16 protein-coding genes are annotated in these 23,399 nt (G+C 58.7%); 7 read left to right on the top strand and 9 right to left on the bottom strand.

Annotated features, from left to right (window positions below; genetic code table 11):
• The first annotated feature begins 20 nt into the window (after positions 1 to 20).
• Complete coding sequence (locus J3U87_RS05815; protein WP_237382090.1) at positions 21 to 587, top strand: hypothetical protein; 567 nt, start codon at positions 21 to 23, stop codon at positions 585 to 587.
• Between the two features lie 25 nt (positions 588 to 612).
• Here the strand turns inward: J3U87_RS05815 and J3U87_RS05810 are convergent, their stop codons facing one another.
• From J3U87_RS05810 to J3U87_RS05770, 9 genes are all read right to left on the bottom strand, one after another.
• Complete coding sequence (locus J3U87_RS05810) at positions 613 to 912, bottom strand: hypothetical protein (protein ID WP_237382089.1); 300 nt, start codon at positions 910 to 912, stop codon at positions 613 to 615.
• Positions 913 to 949: 37 nt separating this feature from the next.
• On the bottom strand, positions 950 to 1,882 hold the full coding sequence (locus J3U87_RS05805; RefSeq protein ID WP_237382088.1) for an RpnC/YadD family protein: 933 nt from the start codon (positions 1,880 to 1,882) through the stop codon (positions 950 to 952).
• Positions 1,883 to 2,125: 243 nt separating this feature from the next.
• Positions 2,126 to 3,700 carry a gamma-glutamyltransferase family protein gene (locus J3U87_RS05800; protein ID WP_237382087.1) on the bottom strand — a complete coding sequence of 525 codons (1,575 nt, stop codon included), beginning with the start codon at positions 3,698 to 3,700 and terminating at the stop codon, positions 2,126 to 2,128.
• Positions 3,701 to 3,820: 120 nt separating this feature from the next.
• Positions 3,821 to 5,344 carry a 4-alpha-glucanotransferase gene (gene malQ / locus J3U87_RS05795; RefSeq protein WP_237382086.1) on the bottom strand — a complete coding sequence of 508 codons (1,524 nt, stop codon included), beginning with the start codon at positions 5,342 to 5,344 and terminating at the stop codon, positions 3,821 to 3,823.
• 65 nt (positions 5,345 to 5,409) lie between these two features.
• Positions 5,410 to 7,551, bottom strand: a complete 2,142-nt coding sequence (gene glgX / locus J3U87_RS05790; RefSeq protein ID WP_237382085.1) for a glycogen debranching protein GlgX — start codon at positions 7,549 to 7,551, stop codon at positions 5,410 to 5,412.
• 11 nt (positions 7,552 to 7,562) lie between these two features.
• Positions 7,563 to 9,782: a 1,4-alpha-glucan branching protein GlgB gene (glgB, locus tag J3U87_RS05785; RefSeq protein ID WP_237382084.1), complete on the bottom strand. Its 2,220-nt coding sequence runs from the start codon at positions 9,780 to 9,782 to the stop codon at positions 7,563 to 7,565.
• A gap of 1,296 nt (positions 9,783 to 11,078) precedes the next feature.
• Positions 11,079 to 11,828 carry a polyphosphate polymerase domain-containing protein gene (locus tag J3U87_RS05780; protein WP_237384485.1) on the bottom strand — a complete coding sequence of 250 codons (750 nt, stop codon included), beginning with the start codon at positions 11,826 to 11,828 and terminating at the stop codon, positions 11,079 to 11,081.
• A gap of 23 nt (positions 11,829 to 11,851) precedes the next feature.
• Positions 11,852 to 14,695, bottom strand: a complete 2,844-nt coding sequence (locus J3U87_RS05775) for a right-handed parallel beta-helix repeat-containing protein (RefSeq protein ID WP_237382083.1) — start codon at positions 14,693 to 14,695, stop codon at positions 11,852 to 11,854.
• Positions 14,696 to 14,718: 23 nt separating this feature from the next.
• Positions 14,719 to 15,420 (bottom strand): DUF4956 domain-containing protein, encoded by a 702-nt coding sequence (locus J3U87_RS05770; protein WP_237382082.1) that lies wholly within the window; start codon positions 15,418 to 15,420, stop codon positions 14,719 to 14,721.
• A 615-nt stretch (positions 15,421 to 16,035) separates the two neighbouring features.
• Here J3U87_RS05770 and J3U87_RS05765 point away from each other — a divergent pair.
• The 6 genes from J3U87_RS05765 to J3U87_RS05740 all read left to right on the top strand — a co-directional run bounded on the left by J3U87_RS05765 (position 16,036) and on the right by J3U87_RS05740 (position 23,292).
• Positions 16,036 to 16,242 carry a hypothetical protein gene (locus J3U87_RS05765; protein ID WP_237382081.1) on the top strand — a complete coding sequence of 69 codons (207 nt, stop codon included), beginning with the start codon at positions 16,036 to 16,038 and terminating at the stop codon, positions 16,240 to 16,242.
• Positions 16,243 to 16,258: 16 nt separating this feature from the next.
• Positions 16,259 to 16,462 (top strand): hypothetical protein, encoded by a 204-nt coding sequence (locus tag J3U87_RS05760; protein WP_237382080.1) that lies wholly within the window; start codon positions 16,259 to 16,261, stop codon positions 16,460 to 16,462.
• A gap of 144 nt (positions 16,463 to 16,606) precedes the next feature.
• Positions 16,607 to 17,086, top strand: a complete 480-nt coding sequence (locus J3U87_RS05755) for an LNS2 domain-containing protein (RefSeq protein WP_237382079.1) — start codon at positions 16,607 to 16,609, stop codon at positions 17,084 to 17,086.
• Between the two features lie 362 nt (positions 17,087 to 17,448).
• Positions 17,449 to 18,882, top strand: a complete 1,434-nt coding sequence (locus tag J3U87_RS05750; RefSeq protein WP_272932464.1) for an efflux transporter outer membrane subunit — start codon at positions 17,449 to 17,451, stop codon at positions 18,880 to 18,882.
• The gene (locus J3U87_RS05745) at positions 18,882 to 20,111 is read left to right on the top strand and encodes an efflux RND transporter periplasmic adaptor subunit (RefSeq protein WP_237382077.1); all 1,230 of its coding nucleotides are present in this window, start codon (positions 18,882 to 18,884) and stop codon (positions 20,109 to 20,111) included. The genes J3U87_RS05750 and J3U87_RS05745 overlap by 1 nt, the downstream gene beginning before the upstream one ends.
• Positions 20,104 to 23,292 (top strand): efflux RND transporter permease subunit, encoded by a 3,189-nt coding sequence (locus J3U87_RS05740; RefSeq protein ID WP_237382076.1) that lies wholly within the window; start codon positions 20,104 to 20,106, stop codon positions 23,290 to 23,292. The genes J3U87_RS05745 and J3U87_RS05740 overlap by 8 nt, the downstream gene beginning before the upstream one ends.
• The last annotated feature ends 107 nt before the right edge of the window (positions 23,293 to 23,399 follow it).

Below are 23,399 nucleotides of genomic sequence, written 5' to 3'. Positions count from 1 at the left end.
GGAACGAGGGAGAGAACGTCTTGATCAGTTGCGAACAAGCGATCCAGTCCATCAATCTCCACTATGCCATGATCAAGTTCCTGGAGTTTCGCGGAGTGATGTGGCACGGCTCGGAGCTCCCGCTACGGCTACACAGTCTCGGCGACCTGGTCACTTGTCAGGTGGAGGTCATCGAGGGTGAGAACGGGCCGATCCAGCGTGGGGTGGTCCTGGACCGCGGTTTGCTGATGGCCGACTTCCTCCCCACTCGACGCTACACCATCAAAATGCGGCTCGAATATCGCGCCCCTTTTGCGGCAACCCCGTTTGCCTGTGATTTCGAGAGCATTCACCCGCAACATTACGAAGTGAATCTGGATTTCAGCCTGGGCCAGGTTGCGCGAGCGGGCGATTTCATGCGTGTGCAATTGGCCAAAGAGTACTTTGACCTGCCCCTGGGAACCTCGGGGGATTGGGCCTTCGATCGCGGCGTCGAGGTGGCCATGAAGGCCACTGGCGAATCGATTTGGATCAAGGCGGCTCATGGCTCTCCTGTACCCTTTTCCCACGAGGCCTTTCCCCTCATGAGTTTTCTTCCGAAAGGCTGAAGCTTTTCTGCGCAACGGTTCCGGGTCACATTCCCGATGAGAGTCGAGTCAATCTGGCTTCGACCTCTGCCACGCTCATTTCCACGATCGAGGCGATCTCCTCCGTTTCGTAACCCTTTCGGTACATTCGTTCGATGACCTTCATCGCCTTCTCGTCCCGCCCCACATCCTTTCCTCTGAGCTCTCCGATCTCGATGCCTCGTTGTTCCCCCCGTTGCTCTCCGATCTCGATGCCTCGTTGTTCCCCTCGTTGCTCCCCGATCTCGATGCCTCGTTGCTCCCCGATCTCGATGCCCTTCTCCATCAAGATTTCTCGTACCATCATGCCGTCCTCGTTCGGTTTCCGAAGCATGGCTTGACCATCAAAACGGGTTTCGGGATTGGAGTCGAGTCAATTTGGCTTCGACCGCTGCAACGCTCATTTCCACGATCGAGGCGATCTCCTCCGTTTCGTAACCCTTTCGGTACATTCGTTCGATGACCTTCATCGCCTTCTCGTCCCGCCCCACATCCTTTCCTCTGAGCTCCCCGATCTCGATTCCTCGTTGTTCCCCTCGTTGCTCTCCGATCTCGATGCCCTTCTCCATCAAGATTTCTCGTACCATCATGCCGTCCTCCTCTTGATCGAGCTGTCGATCTATGGCCCGCTTTTCGTCCTGATTCAACTTCGCGTATATGTCGATGAAATCCATGAACTTGATCAAGGTTCCTCGATCGGTCACCCTCAATAGATGAATATAGGCCATTGCCGCAACGTGCAAGCGTTCTTCTTCCGGATAGTCCAAAAGCGGCGCGAGGATGTACCAGACCGGATTGTTGCTGGTCCAAATCGCATCCACGGGTTTGTCGCGCAACCTGACCTTGAGATAGGAAAAATGCAGCCAGGTTTGGTCCGCCGCCACGTGACCCAGTCGAGACCGAACCTCGCGACGCCAGCGCGGCCGCTCGGTGAAGACGACCACCGGCAGCACCGGTATGCCCTCCATCAGCTTGTCCAAATCGACCGCGTAGTGACACAACCGGTGGATGGAAAAGGTGGATTTCCTGCTTTGGTGTTCCAAAAGACAGACGATTCTGGCGCCACTCCGAAACGTCAACCGCATCGCCAAATCGACGATCCGCCGACGATCATACAAACCCTCGCGCGGCATTTCCTGACGAAGCTGAATCACTTCCTCGAGTGCTCCGTACCACGATTCCAAATCGGGAACCAAAGCGCGCAAGGACTGTTTCGGAAACGACAACACCAAATCTTTGAATGCGCCGTCATGGGAGAAACCTGCTTTTCTGGACAAAATATCGCCTCCCCCGACTCCCGCCAAAAAACGCTCCTGATCGCAGAAGCGCCACATGGCGACCGAGAAGGAATCCATCGACAGATTTGCGAGATAATCCCCATTCTCTAACACATTCTTTGCGAAACACAATGAATTTCTACAACAAACAAAAAATCCTAAAAATCCAAAAAAATACAACCACGAACAAAAAATCACGACCCGCTCGTGCTCTCAGGCCAGGGAGCTCACCCCAGCCACTTCTCACACGATGCAGCAATGACCGCCACGCCGGGGATCTCCTGCCCCTTCCAAACGACCATCGCGTAAACTCACGGCCTGTACGCCACCAAAATAGAGGTTCCGTTCTTCCCAGGCGTTCACTCGAAACCCATCCGCCCGCAATCGCTCGACGACCGCCGCATCAAATCCGTGTTCCATCTGGAGGATCCCGTTTTCGAAATGTACGCGCGGTCGATTGACCACCTCCTCGAGGGGAAGACCGAAGTCGATAGCATTGACGACGGATTGCATGATGGCGGAACGGAGCCGATTGCTGCCTGCACTGCCCACCGCAAGCACGGGCCGGCCTCGGCTCAGGACCACGATCGGGCACATCATCGAATTCATCCGCTTCCCAGCGGGAAAGCGATGAAAGCCAAGGGGATTCAAGTCCTGCTCACCCAGCATGTTGTTGAGAATCATGCCGGTATCTCCAACCAGGTATCCCGCGGCCTCCCCAGCGGAGGTGGTGACGCTGACCGCCATGCCGTCGGCGTCGATGGCGCTGATGTGGGTGGTACTGGAGGGACCTTGGGGTGAAAGCGGCTCGTTTGGCGGTGGCATCCGACCCGCGAGAATTGCCGCCAACCGTTCGCAGTAGGGAAGCACGAAATCGTCGTCGAGGAAAGCCTCCACACGGGCACATTCTTCCGAGACGCCCCGATCCCAGGAGTGTCGGGCCAGGTTGGTCAGGAGCATGACATGGGCCAAAATGCGGCATATCTCGAATCGACCGGGTTCCAAACCGCGGAGCGACACGCTGTCCAACAATCGCAACGAAAAGGCGACGAGTACCCCTCCGACGGACGAGGGCGGCGGCAACAGTACCTCGTGCCCTCGATACGAAACGCGAATCGGCCGACTTTCCACGACCTCGTATCGATCCAGGTCCTTCGCGCGGATCAGCCCCCCCTGTCGTCGGTGATCGTCGACGATCGCCTCGGCCAGCGCCCCGCGATAGTAATATCCATCGCCGAGGGCGCTGATCTGCTCCAAGGTCTCGGCCAACTCGCGAAACCGCAGCCGATCCCCTACTTTCGCGAATCGATCACCAGATTGGAACAGGGCTTTCAACCGCGGCGTATCGCTGTAGATCGGAATCAGGAGGTCCAGGACGTAGGCGATCATCGGTTCGACGGGATACCCCTCACCGGCGAGCCGAATGGCCGGGGTCATCAACGTCGAAAGCGGCAACGTCCCCTGCTCGCGGGCCATCCGACACAGACCCGCCACCACCCCCGGCACGGCGGTACTCGCTCGCCCAATGAAAAAGGGCTGCTTGTCCCCTCCGAAATCGATCAGGACCTTGCGGAAGTCGAGGTCGCAATCGACATCGCCCGAGGGCATGGTACTGAAAAAATCGTAGGTGATGCCTTGGTTGGTTTCCTGCTTGGGATCAAATACCATCCCATAACCGCCCGCACCGATGTTGGACACCACCATTTCGGCCACAATCACGGCAAATGCCGCGGCCACCGCGGCATCGACGGCGTTGCCGCCGAGGGCGTACATCTCGGCACCCGCCTCCGCGGTGAACCGATTTCCAGTTGCGATCATTCCTCTCATGCACACACCCGCCGCGCAGGCAAATGAAGATCGAATTCCTCCGATCGACCACACCCGCGCGACTCCAACTTCATATCGACAGACCAGGCCGAAAAACGGATACCCTCCGGCTCAACGCCCATGTTCCGCAGTCAAGGCCTTCATGCGCTGCTTGACATCCACTGTAAGCTGGTCCCATTCAAAGCGCCAGCGCCAATTCCCTTCCGCCCGACCGGGTTGGTTCAGGCGGGCTTCGGAAGTCAATCCCAAAAGATCCTGCAGGGGCGCAATCACGACACTCGATTTAGTGCCCAAGGAAAGCGCCAACATGTCCCAATGAACTTGGCTCCCATCACATTCGAGAAAGGTCCGAATCTTGTGTTGTTCCTCGGCCACCTCTTCTGGGCTCTTGGGCTGACCATCACTCTTGCCGCTGAGATACCATCCGAGCGTGGTGTCGTTGTCATGGGTACCCGTATAACACACACTCTCTTCGGGGAACTGATCCGGCCAATAACCCGGCTCGTTCTGGTCGTTACCCACGATGAATTGCAACACACGCATCCCGGGAAAACCGCACTTGTCCCTCAATTGGTCGACAGCCTCGGTGATGATCCCCAGGTCCTCGGCAATGATCGGCAATCGATCGAATTCTTTCTCGAAAGCCTCGAACAACGCGCAGCCCGGACCCGAAATCCACTTACCGTTGACCGCCGTTTCTTCCGAAGCCGGAATCTCCCAATAGGCTTCGAACCCGCGAAAGTGATCGATACGCACGATATCCACCAACTCGAACAGCGTGCGCAGCCGCCGTTTCCACCAGGCGAAATCGTTCTCGGCCATGCGGTCCCAACGGTACAACGGATTGCCCCACCGCTGTCCGGTCGCGCTGAAATAGTCGGGCGGCACTCCGGCAACCACGGTGCAATGTCCCTCTTCCGTCAAGTGGAACCACTCGGGTTCGGCCCAGACATCGGCACTGTCATGCGCCACGAATATCGGAATATCGCCGATGAGCTGAATCCCCTTGTCGTGGCAATAGGCCTCCAATGCCTGCCATTGTTGGGAAAACAAGAACTGCTGAACCTCCACTTCGGCCACGATCGCAGCATGTTCGCGACGCGCCTGATCGAGCGCCTGCGGATCGCGTCGCACCAATTCGGGAGCCCATTCCATCCAAGGCCGACCACCATGAGCGCGCTTCAAGGCCACGAACAGCGCGTAGTCGGCAAGCCAATCGGCGTTCGTTTCTCGAAAAGCGGCGAACTCGTCCTTCATTCGATCACCCGCCCGCTCCTGAAAACGGTTGGCGACCACAGCCAACACGCCTTCCCTGGCGGGGATCACCGCTCCAAAATCCACGGAACCGGGTGAGAAAGACGGGTACCCGGCCAGTTCCTCCCGTTGCAGCAAACCTTGATCGATCAAAGCCTCGAAAGATATGAGCAGGTGATTGCCGGCGAAGCTGGATAAACATTGGTAGGGCGAATCCCCATAGCTGGTCGGCCCAAGCGGCAACACCTGCCACAAACGCTGCCCCATTTCGGCCAACGCATCGACAAAGGCAAAGGCTTCGGTACCGATTTCACCGATGCCGTAGGGGCCCGGCAAGGACGTAGGATGAAGCACGATACCGCTTTGACGTTCAAATTTCATGGTTGCTCCTCGAATTTGGGTGTGGTGAAGCCATGCTTGGGAGCCGCGCGATGCGAATGGCCATTTCAGGGTTCCAAGGCAAAGACGGACACCGATCGATAGGGTAGCTTGTACGCTTCACCCACCTTGATTTGCAGCTCCCCTTCGGGCATTTCGGGTTCGGCGGTGTTCAACAGACACAGCCACAGGCTTCCCGTTTTGGGTTTCGGTAACAGAAAGGTGGTGTCGGTTTGGTTGGCGTTGAAAAGAATGAGCAGGGTGTCGTCGAGAGGCAAGTCCGCCACCTGACCCTGGTGGCGATGCACATCCCCGGCATAAAGCAGCCCGAAACAACAGGCGTTCTCCGAATGCCAGCAATCCTCGCTCATCAGGCCGCCGGAAGGATTGACCCACTGAATGTCGGCGAATCCGGTGACCAGAGATTGATAGCTGCCGTGCATGTAGTAATCCCGCCGCAACACGGGATGCTCCTTGCGCAGCCGAATCAGGCGTTTGACGAAAGCCAGGAACTCGCGGTTCTCCTGAGATCGGAAGTTCCAATTCATCCACGAGGTTTCGTTGTCCTGGCAGTAGGCGTTGTTGTTGCCACCCTGAGTGCGACTGAGTTCGTCGCCGGCCAAAATCATGGGCGTGCCCTGGGAGACCATGATGGAAGCCAACATGTTGCGCCGTTGACGGGCCCTCAGCCTGCGAATGCGAGGCTCGGCGGAGGGCCCCTCCATGCCGTGGTTGTAGCTGAAGGAACTCTTGTGACCGTCCTCGTTGTTCTCACCGTTGGCGTGGTTGTGCCGCAGGTTGTAACTCACCAAATCGTTCAGCGTGAAGCCGTCGTGGCTGCACACGTAATTGATACTGGCCCAGGGACGGCGCCCGTGGTGTTCGAATTTATCGCTCGATCCATGCAGACGTCGCGCGAGTTCGGGCAGGAACCCTTCCTCACCGCGCCAAAAGCGCCGCACCACGTCGCGGGTTCGATCGTTCCACTCGGCCCATCCCGCAGGAAAACCACCGAGCTGATAACCGCCCGGCCCGATATCCCAGGGTTCGGCGATCATTTTGACACCCGCCAGCACGGGGTCCTGACGGACCGCATCAAAAAATCCGCTGCCCCTGTCGAAGCCATGACGCTCTCGCCCCAAAGTACTGGCCAAATCGAAACGGAACCCATCGACACCCATCTCGGTAACCCAATAGCGGAGGCTGTCCATGATCATCTGCAGCACGCGGGGGTGGCAGGTGTCCAGCGTATTCCCGCAGCCGGTATCGTTGATGTAGAGGCGTTTGTCATGGGGTAGAAGACGGTAGTAGGACAGGTTGTCGATACCGCGAAAGGATAGGGTCGGGCCCAGATGATTGCCTTCACAGGTATGGTTGAACACCACGTCCATGATGACTTCGATCCCCGCGTCATGCAGCCGCAACACCATGGTTTTGAAGTCGGAAAGGTGCGGCGTGCTCAGGTACCGATATTCCGGCGCAAAATAGTTGAGGGTCATGTACCCCCAATAATTCCGCAGCCCCTTGTCGACCAGGAACTCGTCGTCGATGTAGGCGTGGCACGGCAGCAATTCCACCGAGGTGATGCCGAGTGCTTTCAAGTATTCGACGATCTTCTTGTGGCCCAGCCCCGCGAAAGTCCCCCGCACGTCTTTGGGAATGCCCTCGTGCCGCATCGTAAAACCGCGAACATGGGTTTCGTACAGAATCGTCTCCGACCAGGGCACGCGCGGCCGGCGGTGATTCAGCCAGTGGAAACCGGAATCGACGACGACACATTTGGGCATCGAGGGCGCACTGTCGCGCCGGTCGAAACTCAAATCTTCCTTGTTGCTGCTGCGGCGGTACCCGTAATGCGCATCCGACCACTTGATGACCCCCTGCAACAGCCGCGCATAGGGATCGATCAACAACTTGTTGTGGTTGAAGCGGTGCCCAATTTTCGGTTCGTAGGGGCCGTAGCAGCGATACCCGTAAAGTAGACCCGGTCTCGCATCCGGCAGGTAACAGTGCCATACCTGATCGGTGTGCTCGGGCATCTGGATACGGGCGGTTTCACGCTTGCCTTTGGGATCGAACAGACAAAGTTCGACCCGTTCCGCATGCGCCGAGAACAGCGCGAAATTCACTCCCCGCCCATCCCAGTGGGCCCCCAAGGGGTTCGGGGCACCCGCTTCCACCGGGGTGTTTTTCGGAAGCACACAACTCATGAGGGCCTACCTTAGTCCCAGTGCCGCTTCAATTCGAGAATCAGGGTACTGAGCGGCGGCACGGTCATGACGATCGAATGAGGTTGGGCGTCCCACTCGCGCTCCTCGGCGTCGACGCCCTCGCCGTTGCCGATGTTGCCGCCGCCGTATCGCTCCCAATCGGTGTTGAGCCGTTCCGCATAAAAGCCCGGCTCGGGAACGCCGAAACGCCAGTCCTCGCGGGGGACGGGCGTAAAGTTGGACACGACCAGGACCGGCGGGGCATCGTGTAGCCCATGACGCAAGTAGGCGAAAATCGATTCTTCGCGATTGTCGACCTTGACCCAGCCAAACCCTCCCGGTTCGCAATCGAGTTGGTGCAAGGCCGGCATTTCCTTATAGAGCCGGTTGAGGTCGCGAATCAGCGCCTGAATGCCCTGATGCCAATCGATTTCCAGGAGGTGCCAATCGAGACTGGCATCGTGATTCCATTCGCGACCTTGGGCGATCTCGCCACCCATGAAGAGGAGCTTCTTGCCGGGAAAGGTCCACATGTGGCCGTAGTAGGCGCGCAGGTTGGCAAATTGCTGCCAGGTATCGCCCGGCATGCGCGCAAGCAGCGAGCCCTTCAAGTGCACGACCTCGTCGTGGCTCAAGGAGAGCACGAAATTCTCGGAAAAGGCGTACATCATCCCGAAGCTCATCTTGTCGTGATGGTACTTGCGGTAAATGGGATCGTGCTTCATGTAGGTCAAGGTGTCGTGCATCCAGCCCAGGTTCCATTTGAAGTCGAACCCCAACCCTCCCTGGGATACGGGCCGCGATACGCCCGGCCAGGCCGTCGATTCCTCGGCCAGCGTCATGACTCCGGGGAATCGTTCGTGAAGCACCTCGTTGAAACGCCGCAGAAAGGCCACCGCGTCGAGGTTCTTGTTCTCGCCGTACTCGTTGGGCACCCATTCGCCGTCTTCCCGCGCGTAGTTCAGGTAGAGCATCGAGGCTACCGCATCGACCCGCAACCCATCGATGTGGAATCGTTCACACCAAAAAAGCGCGTTGTTGATCAGGAAGTTGGAGACCTCGTTCCGGCCATAGTTGTAGATGAGCGTATTCCACTCGGGGTGGAATCCCTTGCGAGGGTCCTCGTGTTCGTAGAGGCAGGTGCCATCGAAATTGCCCAGGCCGTGGCCATCGCTCGGAAAGTGACCCGGCACCCAATCCAGGATGACACCCAAACCCGCCTGATGGCAGGCGTTGACGAAGTGCTGAAACTGCTCGGGCGTGCCATAACGACTGGTGGTCGCGAACAACCCGATGGGCTGATATCCCCAGGAACCGTAAAACGGGAACTCGCTGATCGGCATCAGCTCCATGTGGGTGAACCCCATGTCCACGACATAGGGAATCAATTGCTCGGCCAGCTCCAAATAGGTCAAGAACCGGTCGTGCTCTTCGGGAACGCGCTTCCATGCGCCCAAATGGACCTCGTAAATGGAAAGCGGCGAATCGATGCGTTGCTTCTCTCCCCGTTCGGCCATCCAGGTTTCGTCGGACCAGTGGAAACGATCGACACGGGAGACGATGGAAGCGGTATTGGGCGGTAACTGTGCGCGAAAGGCATAGGGATCCGCTTTGAGTGGCAGGAGATACCCATCGCGATGTTTGATTTCGAACATGTAGGCATCGCCCTCTTTGAGCCCGGGGATGAACATCTCCCACAATCCGTTGTCGTGCCAGAGGCGCATGACGTGGGCACGCCCGTCCCAGTGATTGAAATCGCCGACCACGGAGACCCGTAACGCATTGGGTGCCCAAACCAGAAAGGACACGCCGGAGACACCCTCGCAAACTCGCGGGTGAGCTCCCATTTTTTCGTAACTTCGCCAATGTTGGCCCTCACCCAACAGGTGAAGGTCCATTTCCCCGAGAAGCGACGGAAAACGGTAGGGATCTTCCTCGACGCGCGGCTCCTCCGAGTAGGGATCGCTGATTTTCAATCTGTAGGGAAACGATTCCTTTCGATCGGCCATGGGACCACAAAAAAAGCCATCCAAATCGTAGCGCTGAAGCGCATATTCCAATTCGGGCTCCCTGGCATCGACCACGGTCACCGCCGTGGCACCGGGCACGAACGCCCGTACCTCCATCGTTTCGGTCTCCGGGTTCCGATGCATACCCAAAATGGAAAATGGATCGCTGTGACTCCCATCGACAACGGTACGAACCGCTTCCTGAAATGTCACATCAACCATGAAGCCTCCCGATAGATAGAGGTCTCCGAACACCGGATGAATCGAGCCTGGGGCGAAGTGCTAAAACTCAACCGAAGAGGAGATTCCCAAAATAGAAAGGAGGGGCGCCCCCTCTCTCGATGTCAAAAATTTCAAGTCTATTAGATGCGGGCCTATTCTAGCGAAAGCACGGGAAATGGGGAAGCGTAACAAGCAGGGTAAAAAGGCAAAGCTGCTGCTCGGAACCCCGTCGAACGGCTCGAATCGACACTCGCGGCAAGGGGAAAAATCGATCCACTCTTGAACCAGAAAATCCGTAAACCGTTCCATTTCAAATAAATATAAAAATCTGATCGAACACCGACACTGACGCCGACGTCCACTGGCGGTCGCCTTGCCGAGGAATGACGCATCAAGACAAAATACCTGCTTGGGAACTCGCATCCGATGATTGAGACAAGGGATCATGAGCGAGGTCAAGGGGAAGTCGTGGAATCCCCGGCCGAATCGAGAAACACGCGCTCGGTCACCAATGGGAGATCGGGATCAATGGGCAGGGGCAAGCCTATGCTCAGTTCCGCGACACCTCCCCGATTCGTGGCTTCCGCAACGGCACGCCACCCCGATGGGGTCTTCATCGAAATAAGCGCCCAGCCACGCTCTCCATCGCTCTGTGATGGCCACGCCTGGGCCCCCACTGTCCCGGCCAACTCAGCCGATCCCGCTTCAGCCGACTCTTCCCCGGCAGGTGGCGCTTCCCCGTTTACGAGGTCACCTCCGACTCGAAACACCAGGAGCAGAGACCCCGCTTCGGTAAATTCGAGACGCTGGAGCAGAGGCGCCACATGTTGTGACTGCTCGGCCCAGGGCACCTCCACTTGATGAACGACCTCACCCTCGGGATCCAGCAAAACGGCGCACCAGCCTGGCCGTCCGTTTTTCGACCGGAGGACCAAATCGTCGATCACGGCGCCTGAATCGATACCGAAACGCTGTGCGAGCGGAGAAGACCGATCGGGTGTAGAACCCGCCGCCCCCAACACGGCAAGCGAGAGACGGCGCACGGATACCCCGGTGGACCGTTGGGGCACATACAGCAAGGCCGTCAGGCAAAAAAGAAAAACCCCTACAATCAGAGCCAGCCGCATCAGGTTTTTCTCCAGGCTCTCAGATCAAAAAGCAATGGTTCCAAGTACATTTTCATTTCCCTCATTCAAGTTGGGGCATGGAGACCGAAGCCCCATCGCTCGAACACGAGGCCCTTTCGCATCGCGCCACATCCGAGCACTGGACCCACACCCCACCAGGCTCTCCCGATCACGTGTATAGGAGCTGGACCTCGGGACCCTCCGCCGGTTCCGAAGCCAGGACGTATTTCGAACATTTGCCAACCATCATCGGCAATCGATTGACCAGTCGTTGAGCCGCTTCGTAGTGGATGGCCGCGCACTTCACTTCCATGATCAGCATGCGCGGGACCGGAGTCGGAAAACGGTTGTCGAGCGCAAATCGCATGCGCTGATCCCATACCCTGAGGCCGCGATCCAGGGTGATCCGCAATTTCCCGTCGGCACTTCCCAGATATTGACGGTCATAGGCAATCCACTGCGCCGGTTGCAGCCCTTGCAGTCGTATCTGCCAATCGAGCCCGGCATCCTCACCCAGCTTACGCACGAAGCTCACCCGATCGACGCCGCGAATCTCGCGCTCGATCGTCAGCTTTTTCACTTGCTTCCAACCGTATTTGTTTTCGCGAATTTTGCACTCTAGCCGGCCGGCCACGCGGTCTACCTCACTACCGTACCAACGAAACCGTACTTTTTCCCGGTGGCTGATTCCGGACAGGTTGTCCTGAAAGGCTCGGCATTCGGGCGTGTCCAGATACACACTTTGAACCCGGCGTTCGGGGTGCAGCGTTCGCAAACCGATCGAATCGTTCATCAGGAGTCGATACACGCGCGGATAAGCCATCTCCTGGGACACGAGCTTCAATTCGTGCCGCAGTCCGCCACCGTCCCCGCCGCTGCCGGCTTCTGTCTCGACCGGACTCAACGCCTTCATTTGCATCACTTACACTCCCTGGACACGAATCAATTGCCCAATATCTTGTCGCGGTACATCCGCCCCACGTCGACGGCCTCGGTGTCCATGGGTCGCCCGTTGACCGTAAGCCGACAACCATCCTGAACCAAGAAGGGTTTGCGACCCACCGCTCCGATTTTGATATCTTTCGCCTCGACGCGGCTGACCCCGTATTCGGGCTTTTTGATGTACAACGCGAACGCGAAATTCCTGGCCGATCGAACCTCGAAGCCCTCGACGGTCGTATCCGAATCGTCTTTGGAAGCCAAGCCGATCGAAACCCGTTCGGCCACGCAATCGCGCACCACACAACGAGTCCGTTCGCCGATCGACAACGCCTTGTCACCCAAATCCAGAAAGCGACAGCCGGTGACCGTCACCTGACTCCCGCTGAAGTCGACCCCGTCGGCAAGGCCGTCGCGAAACACGCAATCCCGGATGTCCCCTACCACGAAGTCGCCGTCGAGGCTGTCCGAGGCACAACCACTGAAGGTGACCCGTTCCAGCAGGAATTCGGTCCCGAACAGGTTGGTGCCGTCTTCGGCGAGAGTTCCGTCGATGTGGCAGTCCTGCATGGTCACCGCAGCGTGATAGAAGGTGATGCCGCCGGTCGTGACCCAGCCGCGCCGGGCCAGGCTGTCGGTGTTTCGCACGATCACATGCCGCCACTGGGAACGTCCCTTCGTCTCCAGAACCAGCAGACCACGCCACCGGTCATGTCCCGCCTTTGGCTCCAGGACGACCGGTTTCCCGGACTGTCCGTGAAATTTCAAGGCGGTGCGGCTGAAAAGGATTGCACCGGGATCGAAACGCAACGTCACGCCAGGGCCGGCATGCAACGGAAACCCCTCGGGTATCAGGAGATCTCCGTCCACGTCCCAAGTCCCCGGCAAAATCCACAAACGATCGGCGACGGGATCGTAATTGAGAAACGGGTGCCGCTCCAGGGCCTCGGACAGGATGGGCAACCGAGGCCTCCCCTGCTCTTCGAGCCAGGATGCACGCGCCGGTCGAAAGTCCAATAGTTGGTTTGTCGCCGTTTCTACCGCACAGGAGCGAAATCGAACGAAAACGCGCTGCGGTCCGTGTTTCTGTCCCATTTGCGCATGGGCCCGGATCGCACTCTTGACCTGACGCACGTTCTCGAGGTTGGTCAACCGCTGATCGGCGCCCCAGGTGAAGCGCGCCCGCCGTCGCGGCGCCAGTAACACGCCGCCGCTTTCCAGAATGGTGGCGCCGTTGGCCTCATCCGAAACCAGGCAATTCCGGGCGGAGACAAAGACGCCGTTCGGGAACTCGAAACCCTCGATGACGACCGGAATTTGGGTCGTCGTCCAGGCATCCACTTGCAGTGTCGCCTCCAAGGGGGTGTCCGCGCCGTCGCGGTAGAGCGCGGAAGCGGAAAAGTTCGCTGCATCTCCAGGCCGTATCACGTCGACAAGATACGCTTGCTGGACGCGCAGACGCTGCTTCATGGCATCCATGCGGTATTCGGGCCCGAGCTGGAACTCCGCAACCAGCGCATCCTCGTATATCTGCCACTGCGGGGCCAAATCCTCGAACAGGCCTTCCAGATAGCCGGGCTCGCACATGCGACCCAAATGGGAGAACACGCCACTGTAATAGCGCGGCGAGCGATTGAGCTCGTAGACGATGGGGTTGTCGGTACGAAGAGGGATCGGATTCTTGTCACTGGGGCGCAGGACATGGGCCATGTTGTCGTACAGCACCGGTTCGAGCCGGTCCTTGACGGGATTGCCGTACATCCGCAGATTGTGCCAAACGAGTCCATGCCATATCTGGAACAGGGACGCGAGGGCATGGGCCCTCGACCAGGTTTCGACATCGATCAGGTCCTCGACTGTCGCACCTTTGAGCGTTTGCAGCGCTTGGAGACGTTGTAAACGGTCGCGATTGGTCTCGGCACCGACCAGGAGTTGTTGCAATTGCCCCAACTTCTCCAGCGATCCGATGTAATTGCGGTTGAGCGCTTCGCTGCTCGAAAAGCGCTTGGCACCATAAGCCCGAATTTCGGCGGATTCGGGACTCAATGCGGGCTGAATGGCCAAGGGCACTTTTGGGTGAAACCCCAAGGCACCGATGTGGAAGCGCAAGTACGTGGCCCAAAAGGATGCCTCGTTGAAAAGCACGATCGGACCTTCCCGGCGCCCTTGGCTCTCGAGCAGTTCCTTGCTGAAGTGCTCTTCGAGAAAATAGATACCCATTTCGTTGCCGTTGACGACCAGATTCACGAACATCGAACGCGGCGCCAAGATCCCTTCGCGACGTGCGGCCTCGTGAACGACCCACTCCCACAGGTACCCGCGCGTCAACGGATGCTGCACCGAGAAAACCCGCATCCCACGCCACTTGCCGTCCCGCAACCCAATGCGAAACGACCACTTGTCGGAATTCACGTGATCGGTCCAGTCGCCCTTGATGCGCAAATCGGCTTCGAAGGGTCGATCTTCGACAGTCAGGCTCACGCCGACCGTGTCTTCCTCGCCCTGAACGATCAGCCCGCGCTGAAGTGCCTGATTTCGCACATCCTGGAGGCGTTGCGCCCCCTCGACGGGAATCTCGACGGCCAAGGTAGGCAACTTATTTTCGGCGGGCGCAGGCGGCGCGGACGGTGCACCATCCCCGTTTTCCGCCAAGGATTTCGGATTTCTGAACTGAGCGTCCAACTCAATCGGCCGATCCTCGGCCTCTCGAGGCGCCGTGGTTCCCAAACGGTCCCGCAACTCGGTCAACTTGGGCCCCAACAGACAACCGGTCACGAGACCCAACGTCAACAACAGCAAACCCATCCACGGCGATTCCTTCCGCGCGAGACGGTCAAATAGCTTCATTCCGCATCCTCTCTCATCCGTGCTCAGTCGAGACTGGCGCCCTCGACGACACTGACCGCGGCGGCGGGAAACACGCGCTGAATCCGCCCGACAATCCGACCGATTTCGGCGGGATCTTTCAAATCGAGAACCAAGGTGGCGTTCAAGACCCCATCCTGACTGTCGACCCGTCGCAAATCGGCCTTGACACTGCCTTCATTGACTTGAGCCAGGAGCGTGGCCAATCCCTTTTCCGAACATCGCTCCCCGGCTTCCTCCCCCGAAAGAGGGGTGGTTACGTTGGCGTAAACCCGCGGTGCCTGATCGTTTCCGCCTCGAAAGACATTCAGGAGGGTCAAGGTCAACAGAATGCCGGCGAACATCACCAATGTGGCCAGACGCTGATCGGCACCGATCCCGATCCCGGTGGCAAGCGCCAAAAACAGGTAGGAAAGGTCCTCCGGCTCCTTGATCGGGGTGCGAAAACGGATGATCGACAAGGCACCCACCAATCCCAACGAAAGTGCCAGTGACGTTTTCACCACCGAAATCACCATCATGGTCGTCGCCGCGATGAAGACAAACAACCGCGCGAATTTACGCTTGTTCGAAAGCACCTGAGAATACTTAAGGTAGTGCCACGCCAAAATTTGCCCCAGCAACAGGACAAGCGCCAAGTTAATCAGGGTGGGAACCAATTTCAGGTCTTGAAGCGCACCTTCGTTGAGTTGATTGAGAATATCCATAAATATCTCCGACAATCCAAAAAACAAAATCGGATTCACGCCACCGCGAACCCAAGACCACTGAAAGCAGCCCGGGAACCCTCACCGGCTCTTCGCGTGAATCAAGCCTCTACGAGGCCAACCGCGCACCTATTTCCAGGAATTTCGCGGCAGAACCACCGACGACATTCACCCAAGGTCGAGAAAAGCGTGTCCGGCACATAAATTGTTGGAAAATCGTTGCCACGATCACACAAAACTCATCTTTGAAACCAATCCGTCAAACACGGATGAATGCAGCCCTCATTATGACCGTCACCAGAGCCCAAGACAACCGAGAACTTCGATCCACCAACGACTTTGCAACCCTTCCCACAAAGGAATGAATCGGCGACGGAAGGCCTCGCCGGATCTCGACATGAAAAACGCACCTGGATTTTCTCGTATCGGAGGGGTACATCCCGCCAGAAAAGGTGCCGTTTTGGTGAGGAAACGATCAAACATCCCGACGGAAGCGACGAGCGCCGGAACCCCCTCGGTGCCAACATCTCGGGACCCACGTAAAGGTTATGTAACAACCGGTAAAATCCGGCAACCTGACTTCAGTCGGACCCATTTCTGTCCGACCAGGAGGGTATGATTGAAGGAATAAACGCCGCACTCGGCGGTCTACACCGAGCCACCCAAACCTTGAACGAAACCAGCAAACAGCTCGCTCAGGGCGACTTGAACGAAGAAGTCATCGTGAACAGCAAGATTGCCCAACGCAATGCCGAAGCTCAAATTGTCACGATCGAGGCCTTGTCGGAAGTAGAGGAGACCGCACTGGATCTTCTGGCCTGATCGCAGGAACGGTTATATGGACGCCATCTCCAGCGCCATCAGTGGTTTTCACACCGCGCAATACAGGCTCGACGTCGCAACGACGCGACTTTCCGAGGGGCACGTTCTCCCGGAGGTCGTGTCCGCGCAGGATTTGGCCCAAAAACAAATTGAAGTGCAAGTGTCTCAATTGAAAGAAGCCTTGGAAGCGGAATCCCGCATACTGGATCTGCTCGTGTAACACCTTCGATCCCCTTTCCGCACCTTTCAGTCATGCAAGCCCCTCGGTAGAGACCACGCGATCCCCAGCGCGGGACGACTTTCGAGCCCGAAGTCGTCGCGACGGAGCTTCCTATGGATTTCCCCTTCGCTCCGGGATCGTGTTTTGGCAAGTGAATGCAGGCCGCCTCCCTTTCCCTGGCGGCCTGCATTTTCTTTTTTGGCCCGCGGCGGCGCGGGTGAACTGGTCGAAACGTACCTGGCGCTGGGATACCACCCGATCTTCCTGACTGCACGTCCTTACTGGTCTGCAAAAGGGAGCCGTCAATGGCTGCGCGATAACATGGATCTGCCCGACTTCACCCTGCGCGCCGCTTTGAGCCACGAGGAAAACCTGCTTCGCACGGCGGACTACAAGGCAGCCGTTCTGGCGGAACGCCAAGACGCGGGTCTGGAAATATTCCGGGCCTACGGCAACGCGGACACCGATATCGAGGCCTACGAGCGGGTGGGCATACCCAAAAATCAAACCTTCACCATCGGCGACCTGACGGGAGAAAGCGGCACAGCCCCCATCGAGCAGGAGCACTACTTCGACCACATCGACGCCGTTGTCGAGGACAGGCCGGGTTCCGGTTGTCGCTGAGTACCACATTTCTTGCGCGTTCTCTCGACAAAATTCGCTTTGTGGTGCACGGGCCCAAAGCACCAACCTCCGAACCCCGTCCCTTCCCGCTTCACGATGGTTTCCCTAAATAGGCGAAGGGCTTATGATTGCTAGCGCCTTGGTTCCGGCCAAGGCGTTTTTTATGTCCGCCTATCGCGAATGGCCGCGAATTTGGATCTTTTCGGTCTTTTACCGAGACTATTTCGTAAGGCACAGAAGTGAAGTGGAAATCGTGGAGCCGTCTCGATCGCTCCCTACATTATTTATTTTCGATTGCAGGAGGCCACGGATCCTCCTTTCGGTCAGTCGAGTCGATCAAAGTCTTGGGTTTGAGAGGAAACATGAAGGTAGCAGGATGGAAGCCTCCGGGCCTCCTCTCGTCTTTTTTCTTATTTTTACTTTTTATCACCGGCGGATGCGCCGTACACCGGGTGAACGAAGACTTGGGACCGCCGACCACCCTACCGGAGTCCTACAGCGACAAGGGAACCGTCACGCCGCCCGACCAATGGTGGCTATCCTTCGAGGAGCCCCAGTTGAACCAACTGATGGATCAGCTCCTTCAGCAAAATCTGGATTTACGCAGTGCATGGGCACGTCTGCGCCAGACCGAAGCCTTGGCCGTCCAAGCGAACGCCTCGCGCCTACCCGAGGTGACGGGTACGGGCATTTCATCTCGGAACAAGCAGATATTCAACGGCTTGGAGCAGACAGCCAACAATTTCAGCCTGAAAGCGGCGGCGAACTACGAGGTCGATATCTGGAACAAGTTGTCCTCGACCCGGCGTGCGGCTGCCCTGGATGTGCTCGCCAGCCGCGACGACGCGGAAGCGTTGGCCCAAACCCTGACGGCGAGCCTGGCCAAAACCTGGTTCGCCATCATCGAGCAGCGCGAGACGCTGGCACTCCTCGAAGAACAGCTCGAAGTCAGCCGCGACTTCCTGAAGGTGGTGGAAACTCGTTTTGGCCAGGCTCAATCGAGTGCGGTCGCCGTCTTTCAACAACGTCAGAACCTGTCTTCGATCGAGGCCCAGATCCCCACCGCCGAAGCCCAACTCCACGTGCTGGAACACCAGCTCGCCGTTCTGTTGGGCAAGGCCCCCCGCGAAGCCTCGGCGGGCGAACGGGCCGACCTTCCCCAGCTTCCGGACTATCCGGAATTGGGCATTCCTCTCGCACTGCTCGAGCAGCGTCCCGACATACGTGCGGCCAGGGCCCGCATCAACGCGGCCGACCATCGCGTCGGCGTGGCGATCGCCAACCGCTATCCGTCCCTCCGCTTGACCCTCGACGGTGGCTTCCAAGCATCCGACATCGACGATCTCTTCAGCAATTTCGTGTGGGGTCTGACCAGCAATCTGACCGGCCCGATCTTCGACGCGGGCAACCGCAAAGCGGAAGTGGATCGTCGTCGCGCGGTTCTGGAAACGGCCTTGAACGATTACGAAAAGGCGATCTTGGAAGCGGTTCGCGAAGTGGAGGATGCAAGCATTCGCGAGAACAAGCAGCGCGAATTCCTCGACCGACTCGACGAGCAACGGAAATGGTCGGAGCGGGCCCTGGACGCCGCACGCTCCCGCTACCTGCGCGGGGTCGGCGACTACCTCACCGTGCTCACCGAACTGTCATCGCTCCAGCGCATTCAACGAACCCACATCAATGCACGGCGCGCTCTATTGGACTTTCGCATCGATCTCTACAAGGCGATCGGCGGCAAGTGGTCGACCGACCTAACCCCAAGCGAGCCCAGGACGGCCATTGCAGGAGCTGAATAATGAAGAAGAGTATTTTTTTCGCGTTTATCATCATACTTGTGGGTCTCGGGGGCGCCGTCGGATTCATCAAAACCAAGCCGAAGCCCAAACAGAGCGAAGTCCAGCAGCCGATCGTCCCCGTGGAAGTCACCCAGGTCGCCCTCAGCGACGAGGTGATTACCATCGAAGCGGGCGGTACGGTCATGGCCGCGCGCGAGGTCAACATCAGCCCCCAGGTCAGCGGCCGCGTATTGGAGATCCACCCCGCCCTGATACCGGGCGGCTTCCTGGAACGGGGTGAGACCCTGCTCCATATCGATCCCCGAGATTTCGAATTCGCGGTGGAACAACGAAAGGCGGAGGTGGCGCGTGCCGAATTCGCACTCAAGGACGAAATGGGTCGCCGCGCCATCGCCCAACAGGAATGGGACCTGCTCGGCGATGAAATCGAAACGACAGCGGAAGGTCGCGAACTGGCATTGCGCGAACCGCACCTGGCCCAGGCCCGCGCCAATTTGGAAGCCGCCGAGAGTGCGCTGGAACAGGCCAAGCTGAATCTCGCCCGCACCCATCTCGAAGTGCCGTTCAACGCCCAAATCAAGCGAAAAAGCGTGGAGACCGGCCAAGTCGTGGGCCCCAACAGCATGGTCGCCACCCTGACGGGCACGGACGAATACTGGGTCCAAGCCTCGGTGCCCTTGGATCAACTGGCGTTCTTCCAACGCCCCGACATGCAGGGCGACGGCGGGGCCCAAGCCCGAGTCGTCACTCGAACGGCCACGGGCGATATGGAACGGGAAGGCCGTGTCATTCGCCTGCTCAACGACCTCGAAGAGCGGGGCCGCATGGCTCGCGTCCTGATTTCCGTGTCCGATCCGCTGGGCCTTCGAGGCGGCGGCCAGATGCCTCTGCTGCTCAGTACCTACGTCCACGTGGCCATCCATGGAAGGCTCATGCACGACGTCATCGCCATCCCTCCGGCGGCCCTGCGCGAAGGCGATCGGGTCTGGATCATGAACGCCGACGACGTACTGGAGATCCGCAACGTCCAGGTACTCTGGCGCCAGGGAGAAAAAGTGCTGATCGGCCAAGGTATCGACTCACAGGAACGCGTCATCGTCAGCCGCATCCCCACCCCCGTTCCGGGCATGAAACTGCGAGCCATCCAAAGCGAACGCGACAATACCAAAAACGATTCGGCCCTTCAGGCGACGACCGGATCCAGCGTTTCCGGAGGCGGTAATGACTAGCAAAGTCAACATCAAGGGTGTGATCGCCTGGATGGCGTCCCACCCGGTGGCGGCCAACCTGCTGATGGTGGTCTTCATCGTCGGCGGCATCGCCATCGCCATGATGAACACCAAGCAGGAGGTCTTCCCCGAATTCGAGCTGGACATGGTGGTGATCTCGGTGCCCTACCCCGGCGCCAGTCCGGCCGAAGTGGAGCAGGGCATCGTCTTGGCGCTCGAAGAATCGGTACGCGGGTTGGACGGCATCAAAAAGGTAACCGCCACGGCCCAGGAGGGCTCCGGCAGCGTGGTGGTCGAACTGATGACGTCGGTCAACCCGAACAAGGCCCTGCAGGACATCAAGAATGCGGTCGACCGAATCACCTCCTTTCCGCAGGACGCCGAGCGGCCCGTGGTCCAGTTGATCACCAACCGCCGCGAAGTGATTTCCCTGGTGATTTTCGGTGACTTCGAGGAGTACATCCTTCGCGACCTGGCCAACGCCATTCGCGAGGACCTGCTCAAGGAAGACAACATCACCAACGTCGACCTGCGTGGGGTGCGTCCGCTGGAAATCGCGGTCGAAGTGCCGCAGCGAAACCTCCGCGCCCACGATCTCACCTTGTCCGACATCTCCGCCAAGGTTCGCAACGGCGCCCTGGAGCTCCCCGCCGGCGGGGTCAAGACCCGCGCCGGTGAAATCCTGGTCCGTACCGCCGAGCGCCGCGACTACGGACAGGAATTCGCCGACATTCCCGTGATCACCAATCCCGACGGCACCGTGGTTCGCCTGCACGAGATCGCCGAGATCCACGACGGCTTCCGCGACACCGATCAGGAGGCCTGGTTCAACGGCCAGCCGGCGGTGCAAATTTCGGTATTCCGCACCGGCGACCAGAAGCCGATCGAAATCGCCGAAACGGTCAAGGCCTTCGCCAAGGACCTGGAGGCCAAGCTCCCGCCCGGCGTGGGCGTGGCCACCTGGAACGACGTGTCCGAAATGTACGCCGACCGCATCAACCTTCTGGTCAAGAATGCGGGCATGGGCCTGTTCCTGGTGTTGCTGATCCTGGGTGCCTTTCTCGAAATCCGGTTGGCCTTCTGGGTCACGATGGGCATCCCCATCTCCATCCTGGGCGCGTTTCTGATCTTTCCCTCGTTCGACGTCTCCATCAACATGATCTCGCTGTTCGCGTTCATCATCACGCTCGGCATCATCGTGGACGATGCGGTCGTCGTCGGCGAAAACATCTACGAATTTCGAGAACGTGGGTACAGCTACCTCGAAGCGGCCATCCAGGCCACCCGCCAGGTGGCGGTACCCGTGACCTTCTCGATTCTGACCAATATCGCCGCCTTCTCACCCATGTTCTTCGTGCCCGGCATCTCCGGCAAGTTCTTCCGCGTCATTCCCATCATCACGATTTCCGTGTTCGTGGTGTCGCTGGTGGAATCGTTGCTGGTGCTGCCCAGTCACCTCGCCCACCAGCGAAAGTTCGGTGAGGGCACCGGCTACATCGCCAAACTCCGTCGCGGCCAGCAACGGTTCGGACACTGGCTGGACAAGGTCATCCACGACTTCTATCGCCCGGTCATCCGCATCGCCATCGCCCATCGCTACGTCACCGTCGCCATGGGGATCACCGTGCTGCTGTTGACCATCGGCATGGTCGCGGGAGGACGCATCCACTTCACCTTCCTGCCCAAGGTGGATACCGACGTCATCATCGCCCAGGCCAAACTCCCCTTCGGATCTCCGGTCGAACAGACCAAACTGATCTCGCGACAGATCGAGGAAGCGGCCGAGGCCACGCTCGCCAAACACGGCGGCGACACCATCAGTCGCGGCATGTTCACCACGGTCGGCAACGGGTTCTCCGACCGCGGCGGGCTGCCCTCCGGCGGTCATTTGACCACCGTGTACATGTACCTGGTGCCCTCTTCCGAGCGCGACCTCAGTTCGGCCCAATTCGTGAGCGAATGGCGCGAACAGCTCGGTCAAATGGCGGGCCTGGAGTCCTTGTTGTTTCAGTACAGCACCGGCCCCAGCGCGGGCTCGGCCATCGACGTGGAGCTGAGTCACAACGACCTGGGCGTCCTGGAGGCCGCCGCTTCGGAGTTGGCCCGCAAGCTTCAGGACTACAATGGCATCAAGGACATCGACGACGGATTCAGTGAGGGCAAACCACAATACGACTTCACCATCAAACCCGAGGCCAGCACGCTGGGCCTGACCGCCCGCGAACTGGCCAACCAGTTGCGGGCCGCCTTCTACGGCGATCGCGCCGTTCGCCAGCAGCGCGGTCGCGAGGAAGTCTGGGTCATGGTGCGGCTACCCGAGGAGGAACGCCAATCGGTCACCGACATTCGCGACTTGTTGATCCGCGTACCCGGTGGCGGTGAGATTCCGCTCAACGAAGCCGCGGATCTGGAGTCCGGTCGCTCCTATACCGAAATCAATCGCCGCAACGGTCGCCGGGTCGTCAACGTCACGGCCGACGTCGCCATCGGTCAGGGCAACGCCACCGATATCACGGCGGACATACGCCAGTCGATCCTGCCGGTATTGGTAAAGGACTACCCCGGCCTGACCTATTCGTTCGAAGGCGAACAACGCGAACAGGCCGAAACCCTGTCGAGCCTGGCGATGGGTTTCGGCATGGCGATGCTGGTCATCTACGCCATGTTGGCCATCCCCTTCGGCAGTTATACCCAACCGTTCATCGTCATGTCGGCCATCCCCTTCGGGATCGTCGGGGCCATTCTCGGTCACTTCATCATGGGTTACGACCTGAGCATGATCAGCATGATGGGCATCGTGGCGCTCTCCGGCGTCATCGTCAACGATTCGTTGGTCCTGATCCACGCGGCCAACGAGTACCGCGCCCACCACAAGTCGGCCTTCGACGCCATCGTGGCCGCTGGGATGCGACGGTTCCGCCCGATCCTGCTGACGTCGCTGACGACCTTTTTCGGTTTGGCTCCCATGATCATGGAGACTTCGGTTCAAGCCCGGTTCCTGATCCCCATGGCAATTTCCCTGGGGTTCGGAATTCTGTTCGGCACCGTGCTGATCCTGATCCTGGTGCCGTCGCTCTACCTGATCGTGGAAGATTTCCATGCACTGTTGGGCATCGATTCCGAGGTCGACCCGGTCGGCGACCACGATCTCTTCACCGGACCACACGAGGCGGAAGCCTGACGCAAAAAAGCCCCGGTCGAAACCGGGGCTTTTTCGAATACGGCGGACTTGGTTGGAATCTTTGTTTCCCCGAGAACTCGGGTGCTTTTAGGTTCCTGGCTGGTAGT

Origin of the sequence: Sulfidibacter corallicola, assembly GCF_017498545.1 — a bacterium.
GTDB lineage: Bacteria > Acidobacteriota > Holophagae > Acanthopleuribacterales > Acanthopleuribacteraceae > Sulfidibacter > Sulfidibacter corallicola.
The sequence above is the reverse complement of the archived record's forward strand: the minus strand, read 5'-3'. Positions and strand labels throughout refer to the sequence as shown.

Coding starts and splice junctions, on each gene's coding strand:
- J3U87_RS05775 (WP_237382083.1), bottom strand. CDS start 14,695: ATGAAGCTATTTGACCGTCTCGCGCGGAAGGAATCGCCGTGGATGGGT.
- J3U87_RS05765 (WP_237382081.1), top strand. CDS start 16,036: ATGATTGAAGGAATAAACGCCGCACTCGGCGGTCTACACCGAGCCACC.
- J3U87_RS05745 (WP_237382077.1), top strand. CDS start 18,882: ATGAAGAAGAGTATTTTTTTCGCGTTTATCATCATACTTGTGGGTCTC.
- J3U87_RS05760 (WP_237382080.1), top strand. CDS start 16,259: ATGGACGCCATCTCCAGCGCCATCAGTGGTTTTCACACCGCGCAATAC.
- glgB (WP_237382084.1), bottom strand. CDS start 9,782: ATGGTTGATGTGACATTTCAGGAAGCGGTTCGTACCGTTGTCGATGGG.
- J3U87_RS05800 (WP_237382087.1), bottom strand. CDS start 3,700: ATGATCGCAACTGGAAATCGGTTCACCGCGGAGGCGGGTGCCGAGATG.
- glgX (WP_237382085.1), bottom strand. CDS start 7,551: ATGAGTTGTGTGCTTCCGAAAAACACCCCGGTGGAAGCGGGTGCCCCG.
- J3U87_RS05750 (WP_272932464.1), top strand. CDS start 17,449: ATGAAGGTAGCAGGATGGAAGCCTCCGGGCCTCCTCTCGTCTTTTTTC.
- malQ (WP_237382086.1), bottom strand. CDS start 5,344: ATGAAATTTGAACGTCAAAGCGGTATCGTGCTTCATCCTACGTCCTTG.
- J3U87_RS05770 (WP_237382082.1), bottom strand. CDS start 15,420: ATGGATATTCTCAATCAACTCAACGAAGGTGCGCTTCAAGACCTGAAA.
- J3U87_RS05810 (WP_237382089.1), bottom strand. CDS start 912: ATGATGGTACGAGAAATCTTGATGGAGAAGGGCATCGAGATCGGGGAG.
- J3U87_RS05740 (WP_237382076.1), top strand. CDS start 20,104: ATGACTAGCAAAGTCAACATCAAGGGTGTGATCGCCTGGATGGCGTCC.
- J3U87_RS05780 (WP_237384485.1), bottom strand. CDS start 11,828: ATGCAAATGAAGGCGTTGAGTCCGGTCGAGACAGAAGCCGGCAGCGGC.